Annotated in this window: 17 protein-coding genes; 5 read left to right on the top strand and 12 right to left on the bottom strand. The window is 65.0% G+C overall.

Annotated features, from left to right (window positions below; genetic code table 11):
• Positions 1-45: 45 nt before the first annotated feature.
• The 5 genes from O6P39_RS17125 to O6P39_RS17105 all read left to right on the top strand — a co-directional run bounded on the left by O6P39_RS17125 (position 46) and on the right by O6P39_RS17105 (position 4,002).
• Positions 46-1,044, top strand: a complete 999-nt coding sequence (locus O6P39_RS17125; protein ID WP_275607681.1) for a zinc transporter ZntB — start codon at positions 46-48, stop codon at positions 1,042-1,044.
• Between the two features lie 49 nt (positions 1,045-1,093).
• On the top strand, positions 1,094-1,348 hold the full coding sequence (locus tag O6P39_RS17120) for a CrfX protein (protein ID WP_275607680.1): 255 nt from the start codon (positions 1,094-1,096) through the stop codon (positions 1,346-1,348).
• 2 nt (positions 1,349-1,350) lie between these two features.
• The gene (locus O6P39_RS17115) at positions 1,351-2,175 is read left to right on the top strand and encodes a mechanosensitive ion channel domain-containing protein (protein ID WP_275607679.1); all 825 of its coding nucleotides are present in this window, start codon (positions 1,351-1,353) and stop codon (positions 2,173-2,175) included.
• A 72-nt stretch (positions 2,176-2,247) separates the two neighbouring features.
• Positions 2,248-2,838, top strand: a complete 591-nt coding sequence (gene sigX, locus O6P39_RS17110; protein WP_275607678.1) for an RNA polymerase sigma factor SigX — start codon at positions 2,248-2,250, stop codon at positions 2,836-2,838.
• 108 nt (positions 2,839-2,946) lie between these two features.
• Positions 2,947-4,002, top strand: a complete 1,056-nt coding sequence (locus tag O6P39_RS17105) for an OmpA family protein (RefSeq protein ID WP_275607677.1) — start codon at positions 2,947-2,949, stop codon at positions 4,000-4,002.
• 69 nt (positions 4,003-4,071) lie between these two features.
• On the opposite strand, the gene cobA is transcribed toward O6P39_RS17105, so the two are convergent.
• The 12 genes from cobA to acnB form a co-directional block, all read right to left on the bottom strand.
• The gene (gene cobA / locus O6P39_RS17100) at positions 4,072-4,809 is read right to left on the bottom strand and encodes a uroporphyrinogen-III C-methyltransferase (protein WP_275607676.1); all 738 of its coding nucleotides are present in this window, start codon (positions 4,807-4,809) and stop codon (positions 4,072-4,074) included.
• A gap of 37 nt (positions 4,810-4,846) precedes the next feature.
• Positions 4,847-7,561: a nitrate reductase gene (locus tag O6P39_RS17095; RefSeq protein WP_275607675.1), complete on the bottom strand. Its 2,715-nt coding sequence runs from the start codon at positions 7,559-7,561 to the stop codon at positions 4,847-4,849.
• Positions 7,562-7,598: 37 nt separating this feature from the next.
• Positions 7,599-7,940 carry a nitrite reductase small subunit NirD gene (gene nirD / locus O6P39_RS17090; protein ID WP_275607674.1) on the bottom strand — a complete coding sequence of 114 codons (342 nt, stop codon included), beginning with the start codon at positions 7,938-7,940 and terminating at the stop codon, positions 7,599-7,601.
• 56 nt (positions 7,941-7,996) lie between these two features.
• The gene (nirB, locus tag O6P39_RS17085) at positions 7,997-10,447 is read right to left on the bottom strand and encodes a nitrite reductase large subunit NirB (protein WP_275607673.1); all 2,451 of its coding nucleotides are present in this window, start codon (positions 10,445-10,447) and stop codon (positions 7,997-7,999) included.
• A gap of 261 nt (positions 10,448-10,708) precedes the next feature.
• Positions 10,709-12,514 (bottom strand): bifunctional protein-serine/threonine kinase/phosphatase, encoded by a 1,806-nt coding sequence (locus O6P39_RS17080; RefSeq protein ID WP_275607672.1) that lies wholly within the window; start codon positions 12,512-12,514, stop codon positions 10,709-10,711.
• 2 nt (positions 12,515-12,516) lie between these two features.
• Positions 12,517-13,728 carry a nitrate/nitrite transporter gene (locus O6P39_RS17075; RefSeq protein WP_275607671.1) on the bottom strand — a complete coding sequence of 404 codons (1,212 nt, stop codon included), beginning with the start codon at positions 13,726-13,728 and terminating at the stop codon, positions 12,517-12,519.
• A gap of 587 nt (positions 13,729-14,315) precedes the next feature.
• Positions 14,316-14,807 carry a cytochrome C gene (locus O6P39_RS17070; RefSeq protein ID WP_275607670.1) on the bottom strand — a complete coding sequence of 164 codons (492 nt, stop codon included), beginning with the start codon at positions 14,805-14,807 and terminating at the stop codon, positions 14,316-14,318.
• Between the two features lie 79 nt (positions 14,808-14,886).
• Entirely contained in the window at positions 14,887-15,315 is a 429-nt protein-coding gene (locus O6P39_RS17065; protein ID WP_275607669.1) for a thioesterase family protein, read from the bottom strand.
• A gap of 86 nt (positions 15,316-15,401) precedes the next feature.
• Positions 15,402-16,091 carry a polysaccharide lyase family 7 protein gene (locus tag O6P39_RS17060; protein ID WP_275607668.1) on the bottom strand — a complete coding sequence of 230 codons (690 nt, stop codon included), beginning with the start codon at positions 16,089-16,091 and terminating at the stop codon, positions 15,402-15,404.
• 207 nt (positions 16,092-16,298) lie between these two features.
• Positions 16,299-16,877, bottom strand: a complete 579-nt coding sequence (locus O6P39_RS17055; protein ID WP_275607667.1) for an ANTAR domain-containing response regulator — start codon at positions 16,875-16,877, stop codon at positions 16,299-16,301.
• A gap of 2 nt (positions 16,878-16,879) precedes the next feature.
• Entirely contained in the window at positions 16,880-18,082 is a 1,203-nt protein-coding gene (locus tag O6P39_RS17050) for a CmpA/NrtA family ABC transporter substrate-binding protein (protein WP_275607666.1), read from the bottom strand.
• A 378-nt stretch (positions 18,083-18,460) separates the two neighbouring features.
• Entirely contained in the window at positions 18,461-21,070 is a 2,610-nt protein-coding gene (acnB, locus tag O6P39_RS17045) for a bifunctional aconitate hydratase 2/2-methylisocitrate dehydratase (RefSeq protein ID WP_275607665.1), read from the bottom strand.
• Between the last annotated feature and the right edge of the window lie 125 nt (positions 21,071-21,195).

Here is a 21,195-nt window from a genome sequence, read left to right as displayed (position 1 = left end):
GGCATTTTTCATGGAGCGCCCCCAAGGGCGAACGCGGGAGAGGGCATGCAGGCATACGAAAGTGGCACCGAGCGTGGCTTGATCGACGGCTTCGTGCTTGATGGGCGTGGCGGTGCCCGGGAGATATCCCGCAACGAATTGCCGTTGCTGGACCTCAAGCCCGAGGAAAGTCTCTGGGTGCACTGGGACCGCGGTGTGCCGGAGGCGCAAGCCTGGCTGCGTGAGTCCAGCGGGCTCAACGAGTTCGCCTGCGACCTGCTGCTGGAGGAGGCGACCCGTCCGCGACTGGTCGATCTGGGTGGCGAGCGCCTGCTGCTGTTCCTGCGGGGCGTGAACCTGAACCCCGGAGCGGTGCCCGAGGACATGGTGTCGCTGCGCGTCTACGCCGAGTCGCAACGGGTGATTTCCCTGCGTTTGCGCCCGCTCAAGGCGGTGGCCGACCTGCGCACCGACCTCGCGGCCGGGCGCGGCCCGAAGACGGCGTCGGAAGTGGTGCTGTATCTAGCGCATTACCTCACCGACCGGGTCGATACGCTGATCGGTGGTCTGGCCGACCAGCTCGACGCCATGGAGGAAGCCATCGAGGAGGACGAGCGCAGCATTCCCGATCAGCACCAACTGCGGACGCTGCGCCGGCGGGCTGCCGGGTTGCGGCGCTATCTCTCGCCGCAGCGCGATATCTACGCGCAGATGATCAAGTTCAAGCTGTCCTGGACGGTCGCCGATGACGCCGACTACTGGAACGAGCTGTACAACCGCCTGACCCGGAACCTGGAGGAGCTGGAGCTGGTTCGCGAGCGCATCAGCCTGATCCAGGAGGCCGAACATCGTCGAATTACCGAGCGAATGAACCGCACCATGTATCTGCTGGGTATAATTACCGGCTTTTTCCTGCCCATGAGCTTCGTGACGGGGCTTCTGGGTATCAACGTCGGCGGCATTCCCGGCTCCAGCGCACCCTACGGCTTCGCCGTGGCCTGCCTGCTGATCCTTGGGATTGCCACCTTCCAGTGGTGGATCTTCCGCCGCCTGCGTTGGCTCTAGGTTGTGACTTTTGAGGTGGTGAGGGCGTCAAGCACCTCACACAGGCGAGGTGCGTATGCACGACCCATTTGAAGAATCCTTGCGTGATCTGCTGAAGATGCCGCCGGAGCAGCCGGGCGACGACTCGCGCCTGGATCGCGTGCTCAAGACCGCCAACCGCCAGGTCGGCGCGGGCGACCTGTTCAGCCTCATGGGCCACTGGCTGGAGGCGCTGTCCATTGGGGTCACCCGTGGCGCCGCGCACCTTGCACCCGTATCGCGCCACGTGCAGAATTCCGCCCCTTCCGCTGACAAGGCCGATTGAACATGCAATTCGACATCTGGACGCAAAGCCTGCTCACCGCCATGAACACCCTGTGGGGCAAGCTGGCCGGGTTCATTCCGAACCTGCTCGCCGCGCTGGTGATCGTGCTGCTCGGCTTCATCGTCGCCAAGCTGCTCGACGCGCTGCTGTCCAAGCTGCTGGCCAAGCTGGGCCTGGATCGCCTGATGGCGGGCACCGGCCTGACCAAGCTGATGTCCCGTGCCGGGATCCAGGTGCCGGTCTCGACCCTGATCGGCAAGATCATCTACTGGTTCGTGCTGCTGGTGTTCCTGGTCTCCGCTGCGGAGTCGCTGGGCCTGCAGCGCGTATCCGCCACCCTCGACATGCTCGCGCTGTACCTGCCGAAGGTCTTCGGCGCGGCGCTGGTGCTGATCGTCGGTATTCTCCTCGCCCAGCTGGCCAACAGCCTGGTGCGCGGCGCCGCGGACGGTGTCGGTCTCGAATACGCCAATGGCCTGGGGCGTGTCGCCCAGTGGCTGGTCATCATCATCAGCATCTCGGTGGCCATCGGCCAGCTCGAGGTCAAGACCGACCTGCTGAACTACATCATTGCCATCGTGCTGATCACCATCGGCCTGGCGGCAGCGCTGGCCCTGGGCCTTGGCAGCCGCGAAGTCGCCGGCCAGATCATCGCGGGCATTTATGTGCGTGAGCTGTACCACGTCGGGCAACAAGTGAAAGTCGCGGATGTCGAAGGCATCATCGAGGAAATTGGTACCATCAAGACTATCCTGCTGACGGAAGAGGGCGAGCTGGTGTCCATTGCCAACCGCATCCTGCTCGATCAGCGAGTGACCAGTCGCTGAGATGATGACCGATCGCCGATGCCGCTCCACGCGAGCCGCGTCGGCCGCTGACATGACCTGGCCCGACCCGACTTGAACACGCCGCAATCACTTCCCTTGCGCTACGACCCGCGCCAGCTTACCGATGAGGAGCTGGTGGAGCGTTCTCATGCGGAACTGTTCCACGTGACCCGAGCCTATGAAGAGCTGATGCGCCGCTACCAGCGCACGCTGTTCAATGTCTGTGCCCGATATCTGGGCAATGACCGGGACGCCGATGATGTGTGTCAAGAAGTGATGTTGAAGGTTCTGTATGGTTTGAAGAACTTCGAGGGTAAATCGAAGTTCAAGACCTGGCTGTACAGCATCACTTACAACGAGTGCATTACCCAATATCGGAAGGAGCGGCGCAAACGGCGATTGCTCGATGCGCTGAGTCTGGACCCGGTGGAGGAGGCTTCCGAAGAGAAGGCTCCGAAAGTGGAAGAGCGCGGTGGACTAGACCGATGGCTAGTTCATGTCAATCCCATTGATCGGGAAATTCTGGTATTGCGATTCGTGGCCGAGCTCGAGTTCCAGGAAATCGCCGATATCATGCACATGGGGTTGAGCGCTACCAAAATGCGCTACAAGCGTGCACTCGATCGATTGCGCGAAAAGTTTTCCGGTGTGACGGAATCATAGTTTAGTAAATATTGTCTCTTTGGCCGGGAAGTTCTGATAAACTTGCCACCCAAGTTGTACGGCCTATGGTTTGACAACTTATTGACCACCAAGATGGGGATTTAACGGATGAAACTGAAGAACACCCTTGGCGTCGTTGTCGGCTCTGTAATCGCCGCCACCGCTGTAAACGCCTTCGCTCAAGGCCAGGGCGCGGTCGAGGTCGAGGCCTTCGGCAAGCGCTACTTCACCGACAGCACCCGCAACATGAAGAACGCGGATCTGTACGGCGGCTCCGTCGGCTACTTCCTGACCGACGACGTCGAGCTGGCTCTGTCCTACGGTGAGTACCACGACGTTCGTGGCACCTACGAGACCGGCAACAAGAAGGTTCACGGCAACCTGAGCACTCTGGATGCCATCTACCACTTCGGCACCCCGGGTGCTGGTAACCTGCGTCCGTACGTGTCGGCAGGTATCGGTCACCAGAGCCTGACCAACATCAATTCCGACAACGGCGGTCGTCAGAACCTGACCATGGCCATGATCGGTACCGGTCTGAAGTACTACTTCACCGAGAACTTCTACGCCAAGGCGAGCCTCGACGGTCAGTACGGCCTGGAGCAGCGTGACAACGGTCACCAGGGCGAGTGGATGGCTGGTCTGGGTGTTGGTATGAACTTCGGTGGTGGCAAAGCCGCCCCGGCTCCGGAGCCGGTTGCTGAAGTCTGCTCCGACTCCGACAACGACGGCGTCTGCGACAACGTCGACAAGTGCCCGAACACCCCGGCCAACGTCACCGTTGACGCCAACGGCTGCCCGGCTGTTGCTGAAGTCGTTCGCGTTCAGCTGGACGTGAAGTTCGACTTCGACAAGTCCAAGGTTAAAGAGAACAGCTACGCTGACATCAAGAACCTGGCTGACTTCATGAAGCAGTACCCGTCCACCTCCACCACCGTTGAAGGCCACACCGACTCCGTCGGCACCGACGCCTACAACCAGAAGCTGTCCGAGCGTCGTGCCAACGCCGTTCGTGACGTACTGGTCAACGAGTACGGTGTTGAAGGCGGCCGCGTAAACGCTGTTGGTTATGGTGAGAGCCGTCCGGTTGCTGACAACGCAACTGCCGAAGGCCGCGCTGTTAACCGCCGCGTAGAAGCCCAAGTAGAAGCCCAAGCCAAGTAATTGGTCTGAGCTGCTGAGAAAAACCCGGCCTAGGCCGGGTTTTTCTTTGCCTGCGAGAAAGTTTTCGGATCAGGCGGTACGTTCCAGAGCGAGCTGTTGCGCGGCGGCGGCCACCTCGCCGATCACCAGGATTGCCGGGCTTTTCAGGGCAAAACGCCGGGCATCTTCGAGCATGTCCTTGATCCGGCTGCGGTACTCGCGCTGGCTGGGCAGGGAGGCATTCTCGATCATCGCCACCGGCATCTCGGCGGGCATTCCGCCGTCCAGCAGGCCGTCGCGGATTTCCGCCAGTTTCGCCACGCCCATGTACACCACCAGCGTCGTGCCGCCCTCGGCCAGGCCGCGCCAGTTCAAGGGGCTGTCGTCCTGGGTGTGCGCGGTTACAAGGGTCACACCTCGACTCACGCCGCGCAGGGTCAGCGGGATGCGACACTGAGTCGCAGCTGCCAGTCCGGCAGTGATGCCGTTCACCAGTTCGCACTCGATACCCCGCACACCAAGCCACTCGGCCTCCTCGCCGCCACGCCCGAAGATGCACGGATCGCCACCTTTGAGGCGCGCCACACGCCGTCCTTGGCGGGCATGGCGCAGCATCAGCCGGTGGATGAAATCCTGCGGCGTGGAGCGGCAGCCGCCGCGCTTGCCGACGGAAATCACCCGCGCCGTCGGGCAGTGTTCCAGCACCGCCGGGTTCACCAGATCATCGATCAGGACCACCTCGGCCTGTGCCAGGGCGCGTACTGCCTTCAGGGTCAGCAGTTCCGGATCACCCGGGCCCGCGCCGATCAGCCAGACTTTTCCACTCATGATCCATCTCCTCGGGCTGCCGTCTACGCGGCGTGATTCAGGCCGTTGCGGCCAGCGGACGCTGGACCAGCAGGCGCTTGATTTCCGGTACGCAGGAACCGCAGGCGGTCCCGCACTTGAGTTCGCACTTGAGGCCGTCCAGGTCCAGGCCCTGGTCGATGCCGGCCTGGATGCGGCTCTGGCTGACGTCCAGGCAGTTGCACAGGGTCTTGTCGGCCGTAGCGCCGACTTTGCCCGGCGCGGCACTGAGGGGGGCGAGCAGCCAGCGGCGCAGTTCCTGATCGGCGCGGCCTTCCTTCCACAGTTCGCGCAGCCAGGCGCGCGCTGCCGTTTCGCCTGCCAGGCGCAGCGAGACGATGCGCGATTGCTCGATGCGTACGCGTTTGCCGACCGAGATACGGGGGTCGTCGTACGCCATGACTGGCCCATCGTTGAGATCGAGCAGCACATCGATGGCGGCCAGCCATTCCGCGCTCGGCGCCTTATGGTGCGCGGCCCGGATCACCAGGGCCGGGCGCTCGCGGCCAGTGGGGCTGAAGCTGGCGTAACGCAGGCCTTCGAACAGCAGGCGCAGGGCATCGAAACGTTTCTGTACATCGCCTTCCACCAGGGCGAAGAACTGCCAGGGCAGCTCGATACGGCTGACTTCCACCGTGGCGTGTTTCAGCTCGGGCTGACGTGACAGCGGGTCCACGGCCGGCAATGTGAGTACGTTGACGCCCAAACCTTTGAGGAAGCGGTCACCCCAGTGCATCGGCAGGAAAGCCTGGCCGGGCCGCAGGCGATCGTCGGCCTGCACCGGCAGCACCAGCTCGCCACGACGACTGTGCAGGCGGACCAGTTGGCCGTCGCTGATGCGTCGGCGGCGCAGTTCGTCCGGGTGCAGGCCAAGCACGGCTTCCTCGACGTGACCGAACAGCTGCGGCGCGGTGCCGGTGCGGGTCATGCCGTGCCACTGATCACGCAGGCGCCCGGTGTTGAGGATCAGCGGATAGCGCGCATCGCGTTTTTCCTTCGGTGCGCGATAGGGCTCGGCGATGAGCCGGGCGCGGCCATTGGCGGTGGGGAATTGCCCGTCGCTGTAGAGGCGCTCGGTGCCTTGGGTTGCGTGCAAAGGGAAGGGCCATTGCTGCGGGCCGCGAGTGTCCAGCAGGGCGTAACTGATGCCGGACAGGTCGAGATCGCGCTCGCGGGTCAGCAATTTGTACTCATCGAACAGTGCTGCCGGCGAGTCGAAGTCGAACAGGCTGGTCTCGCCGGGGCGCAGGCGCTGCTCCAGGCGGCGGGCGAAATCGCAGACGATGCTCCAGTCCGCGCGCGCCTCGCCGATGGCGGTTATGGCCGGGCGCACATGACTGATGCGGCGTTCGGAGTTGGTCACCGTACCTTCCTTTTCGCCCCAGCTGGCGGCCGGCAGCAGCAGGTCGGCGTACTGGCAGGTTTCGCTGGTGCTGAAGGCTTCCTGGACGATGACGAAGGGGCAGGCGGCCAAGGCTTCGCGCACGCGGGTCTGGTCTGGCAGGGACTGCGCCGGGTTGGTGCAGGCGATCCACAGGGCCTTGATGCGTCTGTCCCGCACGCCGTCGAACAGCTCGATGGCGCTCAGGCCGGGATTCTCCGGCAGGTGCTCGACGCCCCAGTAGGCGGCGACTTCCGCGCGGTGTTCGGCATTGCCGGCTTCGCGGTGGCCGGGTAGCAGGTTGGACAGGCTGCCGGTCTCGCGGCCGCCCATGGCATTGGGCTGGCCGGTGAGGGAGAAGGGGCCGGCGCCGGGACGGCCGATCTGCCCGGTGGCCAGGTGCAGGTTGATCAGCGCACTGTTCTTCGCGCTGCCGGCGGTGGATTGGTTCAGGCCCATGCACCAGAGCGAGAGAAAGGAGGGCGCCTGGCCGATCCACCGGGCGGCGCGCTGCAGGTCATCCACGGCGATGCCGCAGATTTCCGCCACGGCCAGCGGGCCGTAGTCGCGTACCAGTGCCTTGAGTTCTTCCAGGCCCTCGGTGTGGGCGTCGATGAAGGCGCGGTCTATCCAGCCTTCCCAGAGCAGGATGTGCAGGATGCCGTGGAACAGCGCAACGTCGGTGCCGGGCAGGATGGCCAGGTGCAGGTCGGCCTGTTCGGCGGTGTCAGTGACGCGCGGGTCGATGACGATCAGCTTCATCTCCGGGCGCCGCGCGCGGGCCTCTTCCAGGCGACGGAACAGTACCGGGTGGGCGTAGGCCATGTTGCTGCCGGCGATCATCACGCAGTCGGCCCGCTCGATGTCCTCGTAGCTGCAGGGCGGGGCGTCGGCGCCAAGGCTGCGCTTGTAGCCGACTACCGCAGAAGACATGCACAGCCGCGAGTTGCTGTCGATGTTGTTGGTGCCGACCAGGGCGCGGGCGAGCTTGTTGAAGGCGTAGTAGTCCTCGGTGAGCAGTTGGCCGGATACGTAGAAGGCCACGCTGTCCGGTCCGTGCTCGCGAATGGTCTCGGCGAAGACGCCTGCCGCATGCTCCAGCGCGGTGTCCCAGTCGGTCCGGGTGCGCGACAGGCCCTTGCCCAGGCGCAGCTCCGGGAACTGCGCGCGGGCGGCGGCATCGCCGGTGAGGTGCAGGGTCGAGCCCTTGCTGCACAGGCGGCCGAAGTTGGCCGGATGCTGTGGGTCGCCCTGTACGCCCAGGATGCGCTCGTCGTCGTGTTCGATCAGTACGCCGCAGCCCACGCCGCAGTAGCAGCAGGTGGATGCGGTGGTGCGACGGTTCGGGTTCATGGCGCGGCCTCGCTGCAGTGTTTCGGCAAAGTGGGGATCAGGCGCAGTGGGCCTGATCCAGAACAGCAGGACCGCGCAGGGCCAGCAGCACCCGGCCGTCCTCGACCTTCACGTCGTGGCGATGGGCGCAGCCCTGGTCGGGGGCGACGGCTTCGCCGCTGGCCAGTTCGATCTGCCAGTTGTGCAGCGGGCAGGCCACGCGCTTACCGTAGATGAGCCCCTGGGACAGCGGACCGCCCTTGTGCGGGCAGCGGTCGTCGAGGGCGAAGACTTCGTCGCCAGCCGTGCGGAAGATCGCGATGTCGCCCTTGGGGCCGGCGATGACGCGCGAGCCGAGCGGGTTGATGTCGTCCAGGGCGCAGATGTCGAGCCAGTTCATGGGATGTCTCCAGCGATGCGGTGGTTGGGGCCCCGGTGACGGGGCCCGGCGTGCACTCAGGCGGTTTCCAGTTGCTTGAGCGGAATCCGTTCGAATTCCTTCTTCAGCGGTTGCTGGGCGATGCGCTCCTGCCACGGGTCCTGCTCCAGCGACAGGGAGAATTGCAGGCGCGCATTGAGCGCCTGGCGGTTCTCCGCGTCCTCCAGCACGGCCTTCTTGATGCGCTCCATGCCCACGCGTTGCAGGTAATGCACGGTGCGTTCGAGGTAGAAGGCTTCCTCGCGGTAGAGCTGCAGGAAGGCGCCGCTGTACTCGCGCACTTCCTCGGCGGTCTTGAGCTTGACGAAGAACTCCGCCACCTCGGTCTTGATCCCGCCGTTGCCGCCGATGTACAGCTCCCAGCCCGAATCCACGCCGATGATGCCGATGTCCTTGATGCCGGCTTCGGCGCAGTTGCGCGGGCAGCCGGAGACCGCCAGCTTGACCTTGTGCGGTGACCACATGTTGAACAGGTCGTGCTCCAGGTCGATGCCCAACTGGGTCGAGTTCTGCGTGCCGAAGCGGCAGAACTCGCTGCCCACGCAGGTCTTCACCGTACGAATGGACTTGCCGTAGGCATGGCCGGAGGGCATGTCCAGCTCCTTCCAGATCGCCGGCAGATCGTCCTTCCTGATGCCCAAGAGGTCGATGCGCTGGCCGCCGGTGACCTTGACCATGGGCACCTGGTACTTGTCGGCCACGTCGGCGATGCGCCGCAGTTCGGCTGCATTGGTCACGCCGCCCCACATGCGCGGGACCACCGAGTAGGTGCCGTCCTTCTGGATGTTGGCGTGGGCGCGTTCGTTGATCAGACGCGACTGCGGGTCGTCCTTGGCCTCGCCCGGCCAAGTGGAGATCAGGTAGTAGTTCAGTGCCGGGCGGCAGGTGGCGCAGCCGTCCGGGGTGCGCCAGTCCATGAAGCGCATGGCGGAGCTCAGCGAGGTCAGGTGATGCTCGCGGATCGCTTGGCGTATCTGGCCGTGGTTGAGGTCGCTGCAGCCGCAGATGGCTTTCTCACTCTTGGGCTTCACGTCCGCCGCGCCGCCCACGGTGCTGATCAGGATCTGTTCCACGAGCCCTGCGCAGGAACCGCAGGAGCTGGCGGCCTTGGTGTGCTTCTTCACCTCGTCGACGCTGAACAGGCCGTTCTCCTGGATCGCCTTGACGATGGTGCCCTTGCACACGCCGTTGCAGCCGCAGACTTCGGCGCTGTCAGGCATGTTCGCCGCGCTGTTCTGGCCCTGATGGCCGACGTCGCCAATGCTGCTCTCGCCGAACATCAGATGGTCGCGGATCTCGGCGACGTTGTGGTTCTCTCGGATCTGCCGGAAGTACCAGCCACCGTCGGCGGTGTCGCCGTAGAGGCAGGCGCCAACCAGCACGTCGTCCTTGATCACCAGCTTCTTGTACACGCCGCCGATGGGGTCGGAGAGGGTGATGGTCTCGGTGCCTTCGCCGGCCATGAATTCGCCAGCGGAGAACAGGTCGATGCCGGTGACCTTGAGCTTGGTGGAGGTCACCGAGCCCTGGTAGCGGGCGAAGCCGAGCATGGCCAGGTGGTTGGCGCAGACCTTGGCCTGCTCGAACAGCGGCGCCACCAGGCCGTAGGCGATGCCACGGTGGCTGGCGCATTCGCCCAGGGCGTAGATGCGCGGATCGTAGGTTTGCAGGGTGTCGTTGACCAGGATGCCGCGGTTGCAGGGCAGGCCGGTCTTCTCGGCGAGTTCCGTATTGGGGCGTATGCCGGCGGCCATCACCACCAGGTCGGCGGCGATCACCTCGCCGTCCTTGAAGCGCACGGCGCAGACGCGGCCGCTGCCGTCGTCGATCAGCTCCTCAGTCTGGGTGTTGAGGCGGAAATGAATGCCGCGTGATTCCAACGCACTTTGCAGCAGTTTGCCAGCAGTGCGGTCCAGCTGGCGCTCCAGCAGCCAGTCGGAGAGGTGCACCACGGTCACGTCCATGCCGCGCTGCTTGAGACCATTGGCGGCCTCCAGGCCGAGCAGGCCGCCGCCGATGACCACCGCGTGGCTATGGCTGCCGGCGGTGTCGATCATGGTTTGGGTGTCGGCGATGTCGCGGTAGCCGATCACGCCCTCCAGGCGGTTGCCCGGCACCGGCAGGATGAAGGGGTTGGAGCCGGTGGCGATCAGCAGGCGGTCGTATTCAGCTTCGCTGCCGTCCGCGGCGTAGACCTTGCGGCGGTGGCGGTCGATGCGGGTGACCTTGCGGTTGAGCAGCAGGCGGATGCCATTCTCGCTGTACCAGTTGAGGTCGTTGAGGACGATGTCCTCGAAGGCCTGTTCGCCGGCCAGCACGGGGGAGAGCAGGATACGGTTGTAGTTGGGGTGGGGCTCGGCGCCGAACACGGTGATGTCGTAGAGGTCGGGCGCGATCTTCAGCAGTTCTTCGAGGGTGCGCACACCGGCCATGCCGTTGCCGATCAGTACGAGCTTGAGCTTTTTCATGTCAGGGCTCCGTCACGCAATCGCGGAAAACAAAAAAGGCGTCCCGCCGGTTACCCAGCGAGGACGCCTTTGTCCAAGGGATCGAGAAGTGCGAGCCTCTTCGTTGAGGGACGCGCTTTTGTAGATTGTTGCTGTGGGTACTGCAGGGCACGTGCCAACTTGTGCTGTGCCAGTATTTTCGTGCCTTGCACTGCATTGGCCGGTGATTTTTCCGGGGCGTGTGCACTGCGCTGAAGCGTTTTGAACCGAACTGGTGCGCCCTCAGCCGCGATGCATCAGCCAGAGAATCAGCCCCAGGTTGACGGCCAGGGAGGCGAGGGCAATCCCGCGCCAGACCCGCAGCGGCTCGCGCTCCAGCAAGGGGCGTGGTCGTGCTGGAGCCTGGCGTTCGCCTTGTTCCAGGGTGAGCAGGCATTGCTCGGCGGTTTCGAAACGTTGCTGCGGCTGCGCTGTGATCAGTCGACCCAGCCAGTCGTCCAGCCAGGCCGGGACGTCAGGTCGATAACGACTGGCCGGGGCGGGCGTGCCGAAGCGCGGATGCTGGAAGGCTTCGATCTCGCCGTAGGGATAATGGCCGCAGAGCAGGCGGTACAGCGTGACGCCGGCGGCGTAGAGGTCCTGGCGGGCGTCCGGCGCTGCGCCCTGGAAGGCTTCGGGTGCGAGGTAGCTCGGGGTGCCGGGCAGGTCGTGCGGGTCCTCGCGGGACAGGCCCGGGCAATACGCCAAGCCGAAGTCCAGCAGGCGCAGCTCGCCGTCGTTGGCCCAGTGCAAGTTCTCCGGCTTGATGTCGCGGTGCAGGATGTTGCGCCGGTGCAGTTGGCCCAGGCCGCGCAGCAGGCGTTGGGCGATATCCAGCCAATCCGGCAGGTTCAGCGGGCCGTTCAGCTTGAGGTGCTCGTCCAGGGGCTGCCCGGGGTATTCGCGCATTACGTAGTAGAGGTGCTGGCGTTGCGGCAGGCTGTGCAGCTCGGGAAAGTAGCGGCCCTGTACGCGGCGCAGGAACCATTCCTCCAGCAGCAGCGACTGGCCGGCGTCCGCTGCATCGCTCAATGCCGGTGGCAGGGTCTTGAGCAGCCAGGGGCGACCCTGGCGGTCGCGCACGCGGTAGATCAGCGACTGACGCGACTGTGCGAGTCGGCCTTCTACCTGCCAGCCCTCGAACTCCTGTTCGTCCCGCAATGCCGGTGGCGCCGGCCAGTGGTCGAGCTGGGCGAGGGCATCGCCGAGGCTGGCCGGCGGCAATTCGTCCACGCGCAGGAGCAGCGCACTGGCGTTGTCCTGGCTGCCGGCCAGATGCGCGGCGTTGACCAAGGCATCGGTGCAGGCTTCGAGGGATTGCGCGTCTTCCAGCAAACGCTGGATGGCGTTATCGCCCAGCGCGGCCCAGACACCGTCGCTGACCAGCAGGAAAGATTGCCCGGCTTCCAGCTCTCCGTCGCAGTAGTCCACCACCAGGTGCTGGTCGAGGCCCAGGGCGCGCTTGAGCACGTGCTGCATGCCGGGCTGCTCCCAGACGTGGTCCTGGGTCAGGCATTCCAGTTGTCCTGCGTGCCAGCGGTAGAGGCGGCAGTCGCCGACGTGGGCGAGGGTGAAGCGCCGCCCGCGTAATACCAGGGCGGTCAGCGTGGTGAGCAGCGGCTGGCCGCCGCCATTGGCCTGTAACCAGCGGTTCTGCGAGATCAGCAGGCGGTCGAGGGCCTGGGCGACGGCCCAGGTCTCGGGGGTGGCGTAATAATCGGCGGCCAGTGCTTGCAGCGTCAGGCGCGCGGCCAGGCCGCCGTCAGCGCAATGGCTGACGCCGTCGGCGATGGCGAACAGGTGCCCCTTGCTGGCGGCCAGCCCTGCGGGTGGAGTGACCACCCGCAGGGCATCCTGGTTCTCGTCGCGCGGGCCGGTGGCGCTGGCCTGGGCGAAGCTCAGGCGCAGCTCATTGTAGGAGCGAGCTTGTGATCCATAGGGATGTGGAGAATGCCGACTATTGTCGGGAACACAATCGGCCTCGCGAACGCCTTTCCCGGTGACTGCCGCGTTAAGCGGTTCGCGAGCAAGCTCGCTCCTACAGGTCATGGCTACACCCGCGCGGCGGTGACGGCTGCGCTGCCCCAGGTGGTGCGCCAGCGTAGCTTCACCCCATGCAACCCGAACCAGGCGAGCACGCCGAGGCTGGCGAACAGCCAGAGACCGAGCTGGTAGTCGCCGGTGGCCTGCTTGATCGCACCCAGGCCCGCTGTCAGGCAGAAGCCGCCGATACCGCCGGCCATGCCGATCAGGCCGGTCATCACGCCGATGGTCTGGCGGAAGCGCTGCGGCACCAGCTGGAACACCGCTCCGTTGCCCGCACCGAGGCTGAGCATGGCGACCACGAAGAGACTCAGTGCCGCCACTGCGCTGGGCAGGTGGAAGCCCACGGCGGCGATGCAGATGGCGGCAACGGTGTACATCACTAACAGGCTGCGGATGCCCCCAATGCGGTCGGCCAGGGCACCGCCCAGTGGACGCATCAGGCTGCCGGCGAAGACGCAGGCGGCGGTGTAGTAGCCGGCTTTCACCGGGTCGAGGCCGTATTGGTCGTGGAAGTAGCCGGGCAGGGTGCTGGCAAGGCCGAGGAAGCCGCCGAAGGTGACGCTGTAGAAGAACATGAACCACCAGCTATCACGGTCGCCCAGGGCCTTCAGGTAATCCCCCAGGGATTTTGCCGGCGGTCGCTCCGGAGCGTTGCGGGCGAGCAGAGCAAATACCACCAGGGTCGCCAGCAGCGGGATCAGCGCGAAGCCGAAGACGTTCTGCCAGCCGAAGGCGGCGGCGATGGCCGGGGCGAACAGCGCGGTCAACACGGTGCCGGAGTTGCCGGCGCCGGCGATGCCCATGGCCTTGCCCTGGTGCTGCGGCGGGTACCACTGCGAGGCCAGTGGCAGCGCCACGGCGAAGGAGGCGCCGGCCATGCCCAGCAGCACACCGAGGATCATCGCCTGTTCCAGGCTGTGGATGCCCAGCTGCCAGGCGCCCAACAGCGCGCAGATGACGATCACCTGGCCGAGGATGCCGGCGGCCTTCGGCGACCAGCGATCGGCCAGCAGGCCCATGAGAAAGCGCAGGATGGCGCCGGAGAGGATCGGCGTGGCGACCATCAGCGCGCGCTGCTGGGTGGTCAGTTGCAGGTCGGTGGCGATCTGCACTGCCAATGGGCCGAGGACGTACCAGACCATGAAGCTCAGGTCGAAATACAGGAAGGCGGCAAACAGGGTCGGCGCGTGGCCGGCTTTCCAGAAACTCGTGTTCATCGAACACCTCATCAGCAACGGTTGAGAACCCCGGTCGTGCGCCACAAGGCAGCCGCCGGGGTCGAGAAAGGTCGGAGGGGTCTGATGACGTTTTGACGCAGGCCGCGTTGCCGCGACAAATCACGCCAGGCGAGGCGCGGGATGCAGGAAATGGTCATTCCCTTTTCAAGTCGCGCAACGACGCATGGCGTGATTTGCCGCGCAACCCGAAGGGACGGGCCGCATTTTGCGCAGTGCTGCGTTACTCGTCGTTCGCTTGGAATGACCAAATCACTCTCCTCGCGCCTTGCCCTGCGCAAAATGCGGCGCCGTCGCGGTCGCGGCAAAACGTCATCAGACCCCTGAGCCCCTACGCCGGGGCAAACGAAAAAGGCGTCGCTCCACCCACCGCACTGCGCGGGTGTGGATGCGACGCCTTTGTCGAAGTCGGGTAATCGCCGTTGATTACCATCACCTTGCGTAGAGCAAGGCGCGGGCCAAGACCGCAAATCTCAGGTGAACCAATGGGTTAGGAGAGAGCGTGAAGCCTTGGGTGTGCCACAACGGGGCGCTCGCGGTCAGGGCGTGCTCCCCGTTGGGGCGGCGGGTCATTGGGTGGGCGGGGAAGGGAAAACCACCGCTGGACCCTTGGGGGCGCTGCCCGGCGGTAGGTAGGCAGGGGCGACATTTCCTGCCGGTCCCAGTTGGCGGACGAAGCGGTAAATGCTGCGCAGATCGTCCTCGTTCATCACACGCAGCACATAGGATGGCATCGGCGGCCGGAAATTCGCCTGTCGCGCCGTGGCCAGCCACTGCTCCTCGCTGCGGCCCTGCATGTACAGGCGCAGATTGGCGGGGTAGGTGGTGCCCCAGGGGCCGTTCCAGCCCAACTGGTCGCCGGTAAGCCAGGCGCTTTCCGGAACTTTCTCGGGGGCCATGGCGTAGCCGGGGGTGTGGCAGTCGTTGCAGCCGGCGATCTGCACCAGATAGCGGCCGCGTTGCAGGGGATTGGTGTCCGCCGCCGGGCTCGGCGTGGACAGGGTCAGGATAGGCAGGCACAGACAGCCGGACAGCGCGCCCACCCGAAGGAAGGACGGCATTGGAAGTTCTCCTCTGATGTCGGTTTGATAGACGGCTCCAGAGGTATAGCGCGTTGCCAGCATCGCCGCCCGGCGAGGATCAGGCGATCCAGTTCACATTGGGGAATGCGTCACGAAACGCCTGAGGAATGGGGGTGACCTTACCGGCCTGGTAGTCGAAGAACACGAAGCCGGACTTGGCCATGGCGACCAGGATTCCGTCCGCTGGGCGGGTGATGCGGAAGATGATGTCGCCGCCGTACTTGTTGAAGTCCATGACACCGACTTCGAACAGCAGTTGGTCGCGGGCGTGGGCTTCGGCGCGGTAGGTGGTGGCCAGGTCGGTGACGATGATGCCGCTCTCGCGGATGCCGTAATCGAACAGGAAGCGCGCGCGGGCCTCGGAGATCATCGAGATCATCGAGTCGTTGCCCAGGTGCTTGGCGCCGTTGATGTCGGTGACGCGTACGGTCAGCTTGGTGCTGTAGATGAAGAGTTCTTCGGGGAATTCCAGTTTCAGGCGGGCCATGGGGCGCTCTCGGATCGAGGAGGATGCGCCATTGTACGAAGCCCGCCGCCGGTTTCGCAGTGCCATAGGCGGGCTGAATGGGCGCGTCAGTGCGCCAGGTTGACGTGGTAGAAGGTTACGCGGCCGCCTTCGTCAGTGGGACCGTAGTTGTCGTTGATGTAGGCGCCGGCCTTGAAGTAGAGCAGTTGCTTGCTCCAGGTGGTGCTCAGGGCCTGGCGGTAATACTGCTGCTCGCCATCGGAGGTTTCGGCGCGCAGGCCTAACTGGCCGGTGGACGTCACACGCAGGCTGTAGGTGACTCGCTCGTTCAGGCGCACATCGGTGAGCAGCGGGATATTCTTGCTTTCGCTGTCGTCCGGGTGGTTGCGCACCAGGGCTTCGATACTGCCGGTCTGGGTCTTGGGGTAGTAGTGGTACTGCAGCTTCACCAGCGGTTCGCCGTCGCCGCTGGTAGGCGATTTGCTGTGGATCTGGCCGATGATGATCTTGTTCTGCGAGGGAACGCGACCGACGCTGACTGTGGCGCGCAACTCGTTGTCGCCGCCGGTGTAGTACCAGTTGTAGATGCTGCCGTCGCGTTTGGTCTCGCGCAGCTCGGTACGTGGGTAGGTGCTGTCTTCGCTGTGGGAGCCGTTGACCGGCACCCAGAACACGATGGTGTCGCCATCGCGCTTGAAGTAACTGCTCTGGTAGCCGTCGAGCAGTTGCTGGGTGGTGATTTCGGTGGGGCGGGGGTCGCTGGGAACGCTGAGGTTCCAGGTGGAAAGGTCGATCATGCTGTCTCGCTCACTAGGGGGCGGATGCGACCGGCAGGTACCTAGCCGACGGGTCGCACTACGGACTTCCATGGTCATGCAATGGAAGCGAGGGCACCGCGCGAGGTTTAGCGCGGCGCGCGGAGGATACGCAGTGGCCGCACCGGCGGGGGCCAGCAGGCGGGCTGGCGTTCTGATCGCGGGGTGCCGCCGCTGGCAGATGGCCTGTCAGTGCCCCAGCATTTCGTGCATCGCAATGATCTGCTCGGCCACCTGCACCAGCTTCTGCTGGCGCCCCATGGCCTGGCGGCGCATCAGGGTATAGGCCTCTTCCTCGGCGCAGCCCTTCATCTTCATCAGCAGCCCCTTGGCCAGTTCGATGCGCTTGCGCTCGGCCAGTTGCTGCTCGCGGGCCTGCAGTTGTGCGCGCAGTGCCTGGTCGCTCTCGAAGCGCGCCATGGCAACGTCGAGGATCGGCTGCAGGCGCTGGGCCTGGATGCCCTCGACGATGTAGGCGCTGACCCCGGAACGGATGGCCTGGCGCATCACTTGCGGGTCGTGTTCGTCGGTGAACATGACGATGGGGCGCGGCTGGTCGCGGCTGACCAGCACCACCTGTTCCAGTACATCGCGGCCGGGGGATTCGGTATCGATCAGGATCACATCCGGGCGCAGGGCTTCTACGCGTTGCGCCAGGTCGACGGTGAGGCCTGATTCGTCGACCACCTCGAAACCGGATTCCACCAGCGCTGCCTTGAGGCGCCCGACCTTCTTCGGGGTGTCATTGATCAGCAGGACGCGCAACATGCTCAGTCTCGCTCCGTCAGGGCATTCAATTCGAAGCCGTGGGCATAGCTGGTCGGATCGCTGCCATCCCAGATTCGCCCATCGATCAGCGTCGAGCTCCGCATGTCGACGTTCGGCACCGCTACGCCAATGGCTTCGGCGGCTTCGCGGTACAGCTCGAGCCGTTGGACCCGGCGGGCAATGCCCAGGTAGTCGACGTCCTCGCGCAGCAGGCCCCAGCGGCGGAACTGGGTCATGAACCACATGCCGTCGGACAGCCACGGGAAGTTGGCCTGTCCGCCGTCGTGGAAACGCAGCGGATGGGCATCCTGCCAGGCGTGGCCGAGGCCGTCCTGATAGCGACCGAGCAGGCGTGGCTCGATGCTGGAGACCGGTGCGTCGATGTAGTCGCGCCCGCTGATCAATTGCGCAGCGCTGCGCAGGTTGTCCTCGCTGGCCTCGATGAAGCGGCTGGCATCGAGCAGGCTCATCACCAGGGCGCGGGCGGTGTTGGGGTATTGCTCGACGAAGGCGCGGGTGGTGCCCAGCACCTTTTCCGGGTGGTCCGGCCAGATCTGCTGACTGGTCGCCAGGGTGAAGCCCAGTCCTTCGTCCACCGCGAGCGCGCCCCAGGGACCTCCGGCGCAGAAGCCGTCGATGCGTCCGGCCTTCAGGTGCTCCACCATCTGCGCCGGCGGCACCACCAGCGAGCGCACGTCACGTAGCGGGTGGATGCCGTGACTGGCCAGCCAGTAATACAGCCACAGGGCATGGGTGCCGGTGGGGAAGGTGTGCGCCAGGGTCAGCGGCGCACCGTTGTGGAGCGCATGTTGGCGGAGTGCTTCAGCACAGGTCACGCCGTCGCGCATCAGCGGAGCGGAAAGATTGATCGCCTGGCCGTTCTGGCACAGCCCCATGAGCACGGCCATCTCGGTGGCGGGCGTGCCGCCCAGGCCGAGTTGCATGCCGTAGATCAGGCCGTAGAGCCCCTGGGCCGCATCCAGCTCGCCGCTGAGCAGGCGATCGCGCAGGCCGGCCCAGGAACTTTGCCGCTGCAGGTTGAGGGTCAGGCCGTAGGGCTGGGCGAAGCCCTGGGTGGCGGCGACCACCAGGGATGCGGAGTCGGTGAGGGCCATGAAGCCCAGATTCAGGGCGCTCTTCTCCGGTGCGTCGGAGCCGGCGACCCAGGCCAGGCTGTCCGGACGGCCTCTGGTGCTGTCGATCATTTCCACCTCTGAAGGCAAAGGGCGTCGCTCCGCCGACCATCGATGGGCGGGGAGGCGACGTCATCGTCTTTCAGGGCCCGCCGTTGGGCTGCCTGCTACAGGGCATTCAGCAAGGGATGTGCCAGGTACGGCGGAAAAAATAAGCCCCGCCACAAGGGCGGGGCTCAGAGGAAGGGAGCGCACCTCTGGAGGGTTCCATCAAGGGCACCTGAGCACGGATATCGGCAGGGCCTGCTGACACCTTAGACACGCGGGCGACTGGCGCAACGGTCAATAAGTATTAGCCCCATCGTGAGTAGCGGTTCAGGCCGCTCTATTTCGGGCGCCACAAAAGAAAAGCCCCGCACGGGGCGGGGCTTTTCGTCACGCTGGGATCACTCAGACCTGAACGGCCGGGATCTTCGCGTTGGCTGCAGCTTCGCGGAACTCGGCGATCTGGTCGAAGCTCAGGTAGCGGTAGATATCGGCAGACATGCTGTCGATGTCCTTCGCGTAGGCCATGTACTCCTCGACGGTCGGCAGCTTGCCGATGATCGAAGCGACGGCGGCCAGCTCGGCGGATGCCAGGAACACGTCGGTGGCGTCGCCCAGACGGTTCGGGAAGTTACGGGTCGAAGTGGAGACCACGGTCGAACCGGTCTGTACGCGAGCCTGGTTGCCCATGCACAGCGAGCAGCCCGGCATTTCCATGCGCGCGCCAGCCTTGCCGTAGATGCCGTAGTAGCCTTCCTCGGTCAGCTGGTGGGCGTCCATCTTGGTCGGCGGAGCCAGCCACAGACGGGTCGGAATGCCACCCTTGACCTTGTCCAGCAGTTTGCCGGCAGCGCGGAAGTGACCGATGTTGGTCATGCAGGAACCGATGAAGACTTCATCGATCTTGCGGCCTTCGACGCTGGACAGCAGGCGAGCGTCGTCCGGGTCGTTCGGAGCGCAGAGTACCGGCTCCTTGACGTCGGCCAGGTCGATCTCGATGACCGCGGCGTACTCGGCGTCCTTGTCGGCTTCCAGCAGTTGCGGGTTGGCCAGCCAGGCTTCCATCGCTTGCGCGCGGCGCTCCAGGGTGCGGGCGTCGCCGTAGCCTTCGCCGATCATCCAGCGCAGCAGGGTGATGTTGGACTTCAGGTACTCGGCGATGGCCTCTTCCGGCAGCTTGATGGTGCAACCGGCAGCCGAACGCTCGGCGGAGGCGTCGGACAGCTCGAAGGCTTGTTCGACGGTCAGGTCGTTCAGACCTTCGATCTCGAGGATGCGGCCGGAGAAGATGTTCTTCTTGCCTTTCTTCTCGACGGTCAGCAGGCCAGCCTGGATCGCGTAGTAGGGGATGGCATGGACCAGGTCACGCAGGGTGATGCCCGGCTGCAGCTTGCCCTTGAAGCGCACCAGAACCGATTCCGGCATGTCCAGCGGCATGACGCCGGTGGCAGCGGCGAAGGCCACCAGGCCGGAACCGGCCGGGAAGCTGATGCCGATCGGGAAGCGGGTGTGCGAGTCGCCGCCGGTGCCGACGGTGTCAGGCAGCAGCATGCGATTCAGCCAGCTGTGGATGATGCCGTCGCCCGGACGCAGGGAGACACCGCCGCGGGTCATGATGAAGTCCGGCAGGGTGTGGTGGGTCTTGACGTCGATCGGCTTCGGATAGGCAGCGGTGTGGCAGAAGGACTGCATCACCAGGTCGGCGGAGAAGCCCAGGCAAGCCAGGTCTTTCAGCTCGTCGCGGGTCATCGGGCCGGTGGTGTCCTGGGAACCGACGGTGGTCATCTTCGGTTCGCAGTAGGTGCCCGGACGTACGCCCTGGCCTTCGGCCAGACCGCAGGCGCGGCCAACCATCTTCTGGGCGAGGGTGAAGCCCTTGCCACTGTCGGCCGGCGCTTCCGGCTTCTTGAACAGGTCGGACGGAGCCAGACCCAGCTCGGCGCGGGCCTTCTCGGTCAGGCCACGGCCAACGATCAGCGGGATACGGCCGCCGGCGCGGACTTCGTCCAGCAGAACCGGGGTCTTCAGCTCGAAGGTGGTGACCACTTCGCCGCTGTCATGACGCACGACCTTGCCTTCGTACGGGTACACGTCGATGACGTCGCCCATGGCCAGGTTGGTGCAGTCGAATTCGATCGGCAGGGCGCCGGCGTCTTCCATGGTGTTGTAGAAGATCGGGGCGATCTTGGTGCCGAAGCAGAAGCCGCCAGCACGCTTGTTCGGAACGTAGGGGATGTCGTCGCCGAAGAACCACAGCACCGAGTTGGTGGCGGACTTACGGGACGAACCGGTGCCGACCACGTCACCGACGTAGGCAACCGGGAAACCCTTGGCCTTGACGGCTTCGATCTGCTTCAGCGGACCGACCGCGCCCGGCTGGACCGGTTCGATGCCGTCACGGGCCATTTTCAGCATGGCCAGGGCGTGCAGCGGGATGTCGGGGCGCGACCAGGCGTCCGGAGCGGGGGACAGGTCGTCGGTGTTGGTTTCGCCGGGGACCTTGAACACGGTCAGGGTCAGCTTCTCGGCGACGGCCGGCTTGGCCTTGAACCACTCGCCTTCGGCCCAGGATTGCAGCACGGCCTTGGCGGCGGCGTTGCCTTTCTTGGCGCGCTCGGCGACGTCGTGGAAGGCGTCGAACATCAGCAGGGTGTGCTTGAGTTGCTCGGCGGCGACTTCGGCCAGCTCGGCGCTGTCCAGCAGCTCAACCATGGTGGCGATGTTGTAGCCGCCCTGCATGGTGCCCAGCAGCTCAACGGCGCGGGCCTTGGTCAGCAGCGGGGAAGTGGCTTCGCCCTTGGCGACAGCGGAGAGGAAACCGGCCTTGACGTAGGCGGCTTCGTCGACGCCCGGCGGCACGCGGTTGGTGATCAGATCGAGGAGGAATTCTTCTTCGCCGGCCGGCGGGTTCTTCAGGAGTTCGACCAGACCAGCGGTCTGCTCGGCGTTCAGCGGCTGGGGCACGACGCCCTGGGCGGCACGCTCTTCTACGTGTTTGCGGTAGGCTTCAAGCACAGTTTTTCCCTCATCAGTGGTCCCGGAGGACGCGTATCCAGGAGACCCTTCCGATCCATTCGTCAGGCATGGTGGACGGTAATCCACTGACCTACGACGGCACCGGCGATCTCCGGGCAGAAGCT

Origin of the sequence: Pseudomonas sp. PSE14 (assembly GCF_029203285.1) — a bacterium.
Lineage (GTDB): Bacteria > Pseudomonadota > Gammaproteobacteria > Pseudomonadales > Pseudomonadaceae > Pseudomonas.
This window is presented reverse-complemented; position numbering and strand designations above follow the sequence as displayed.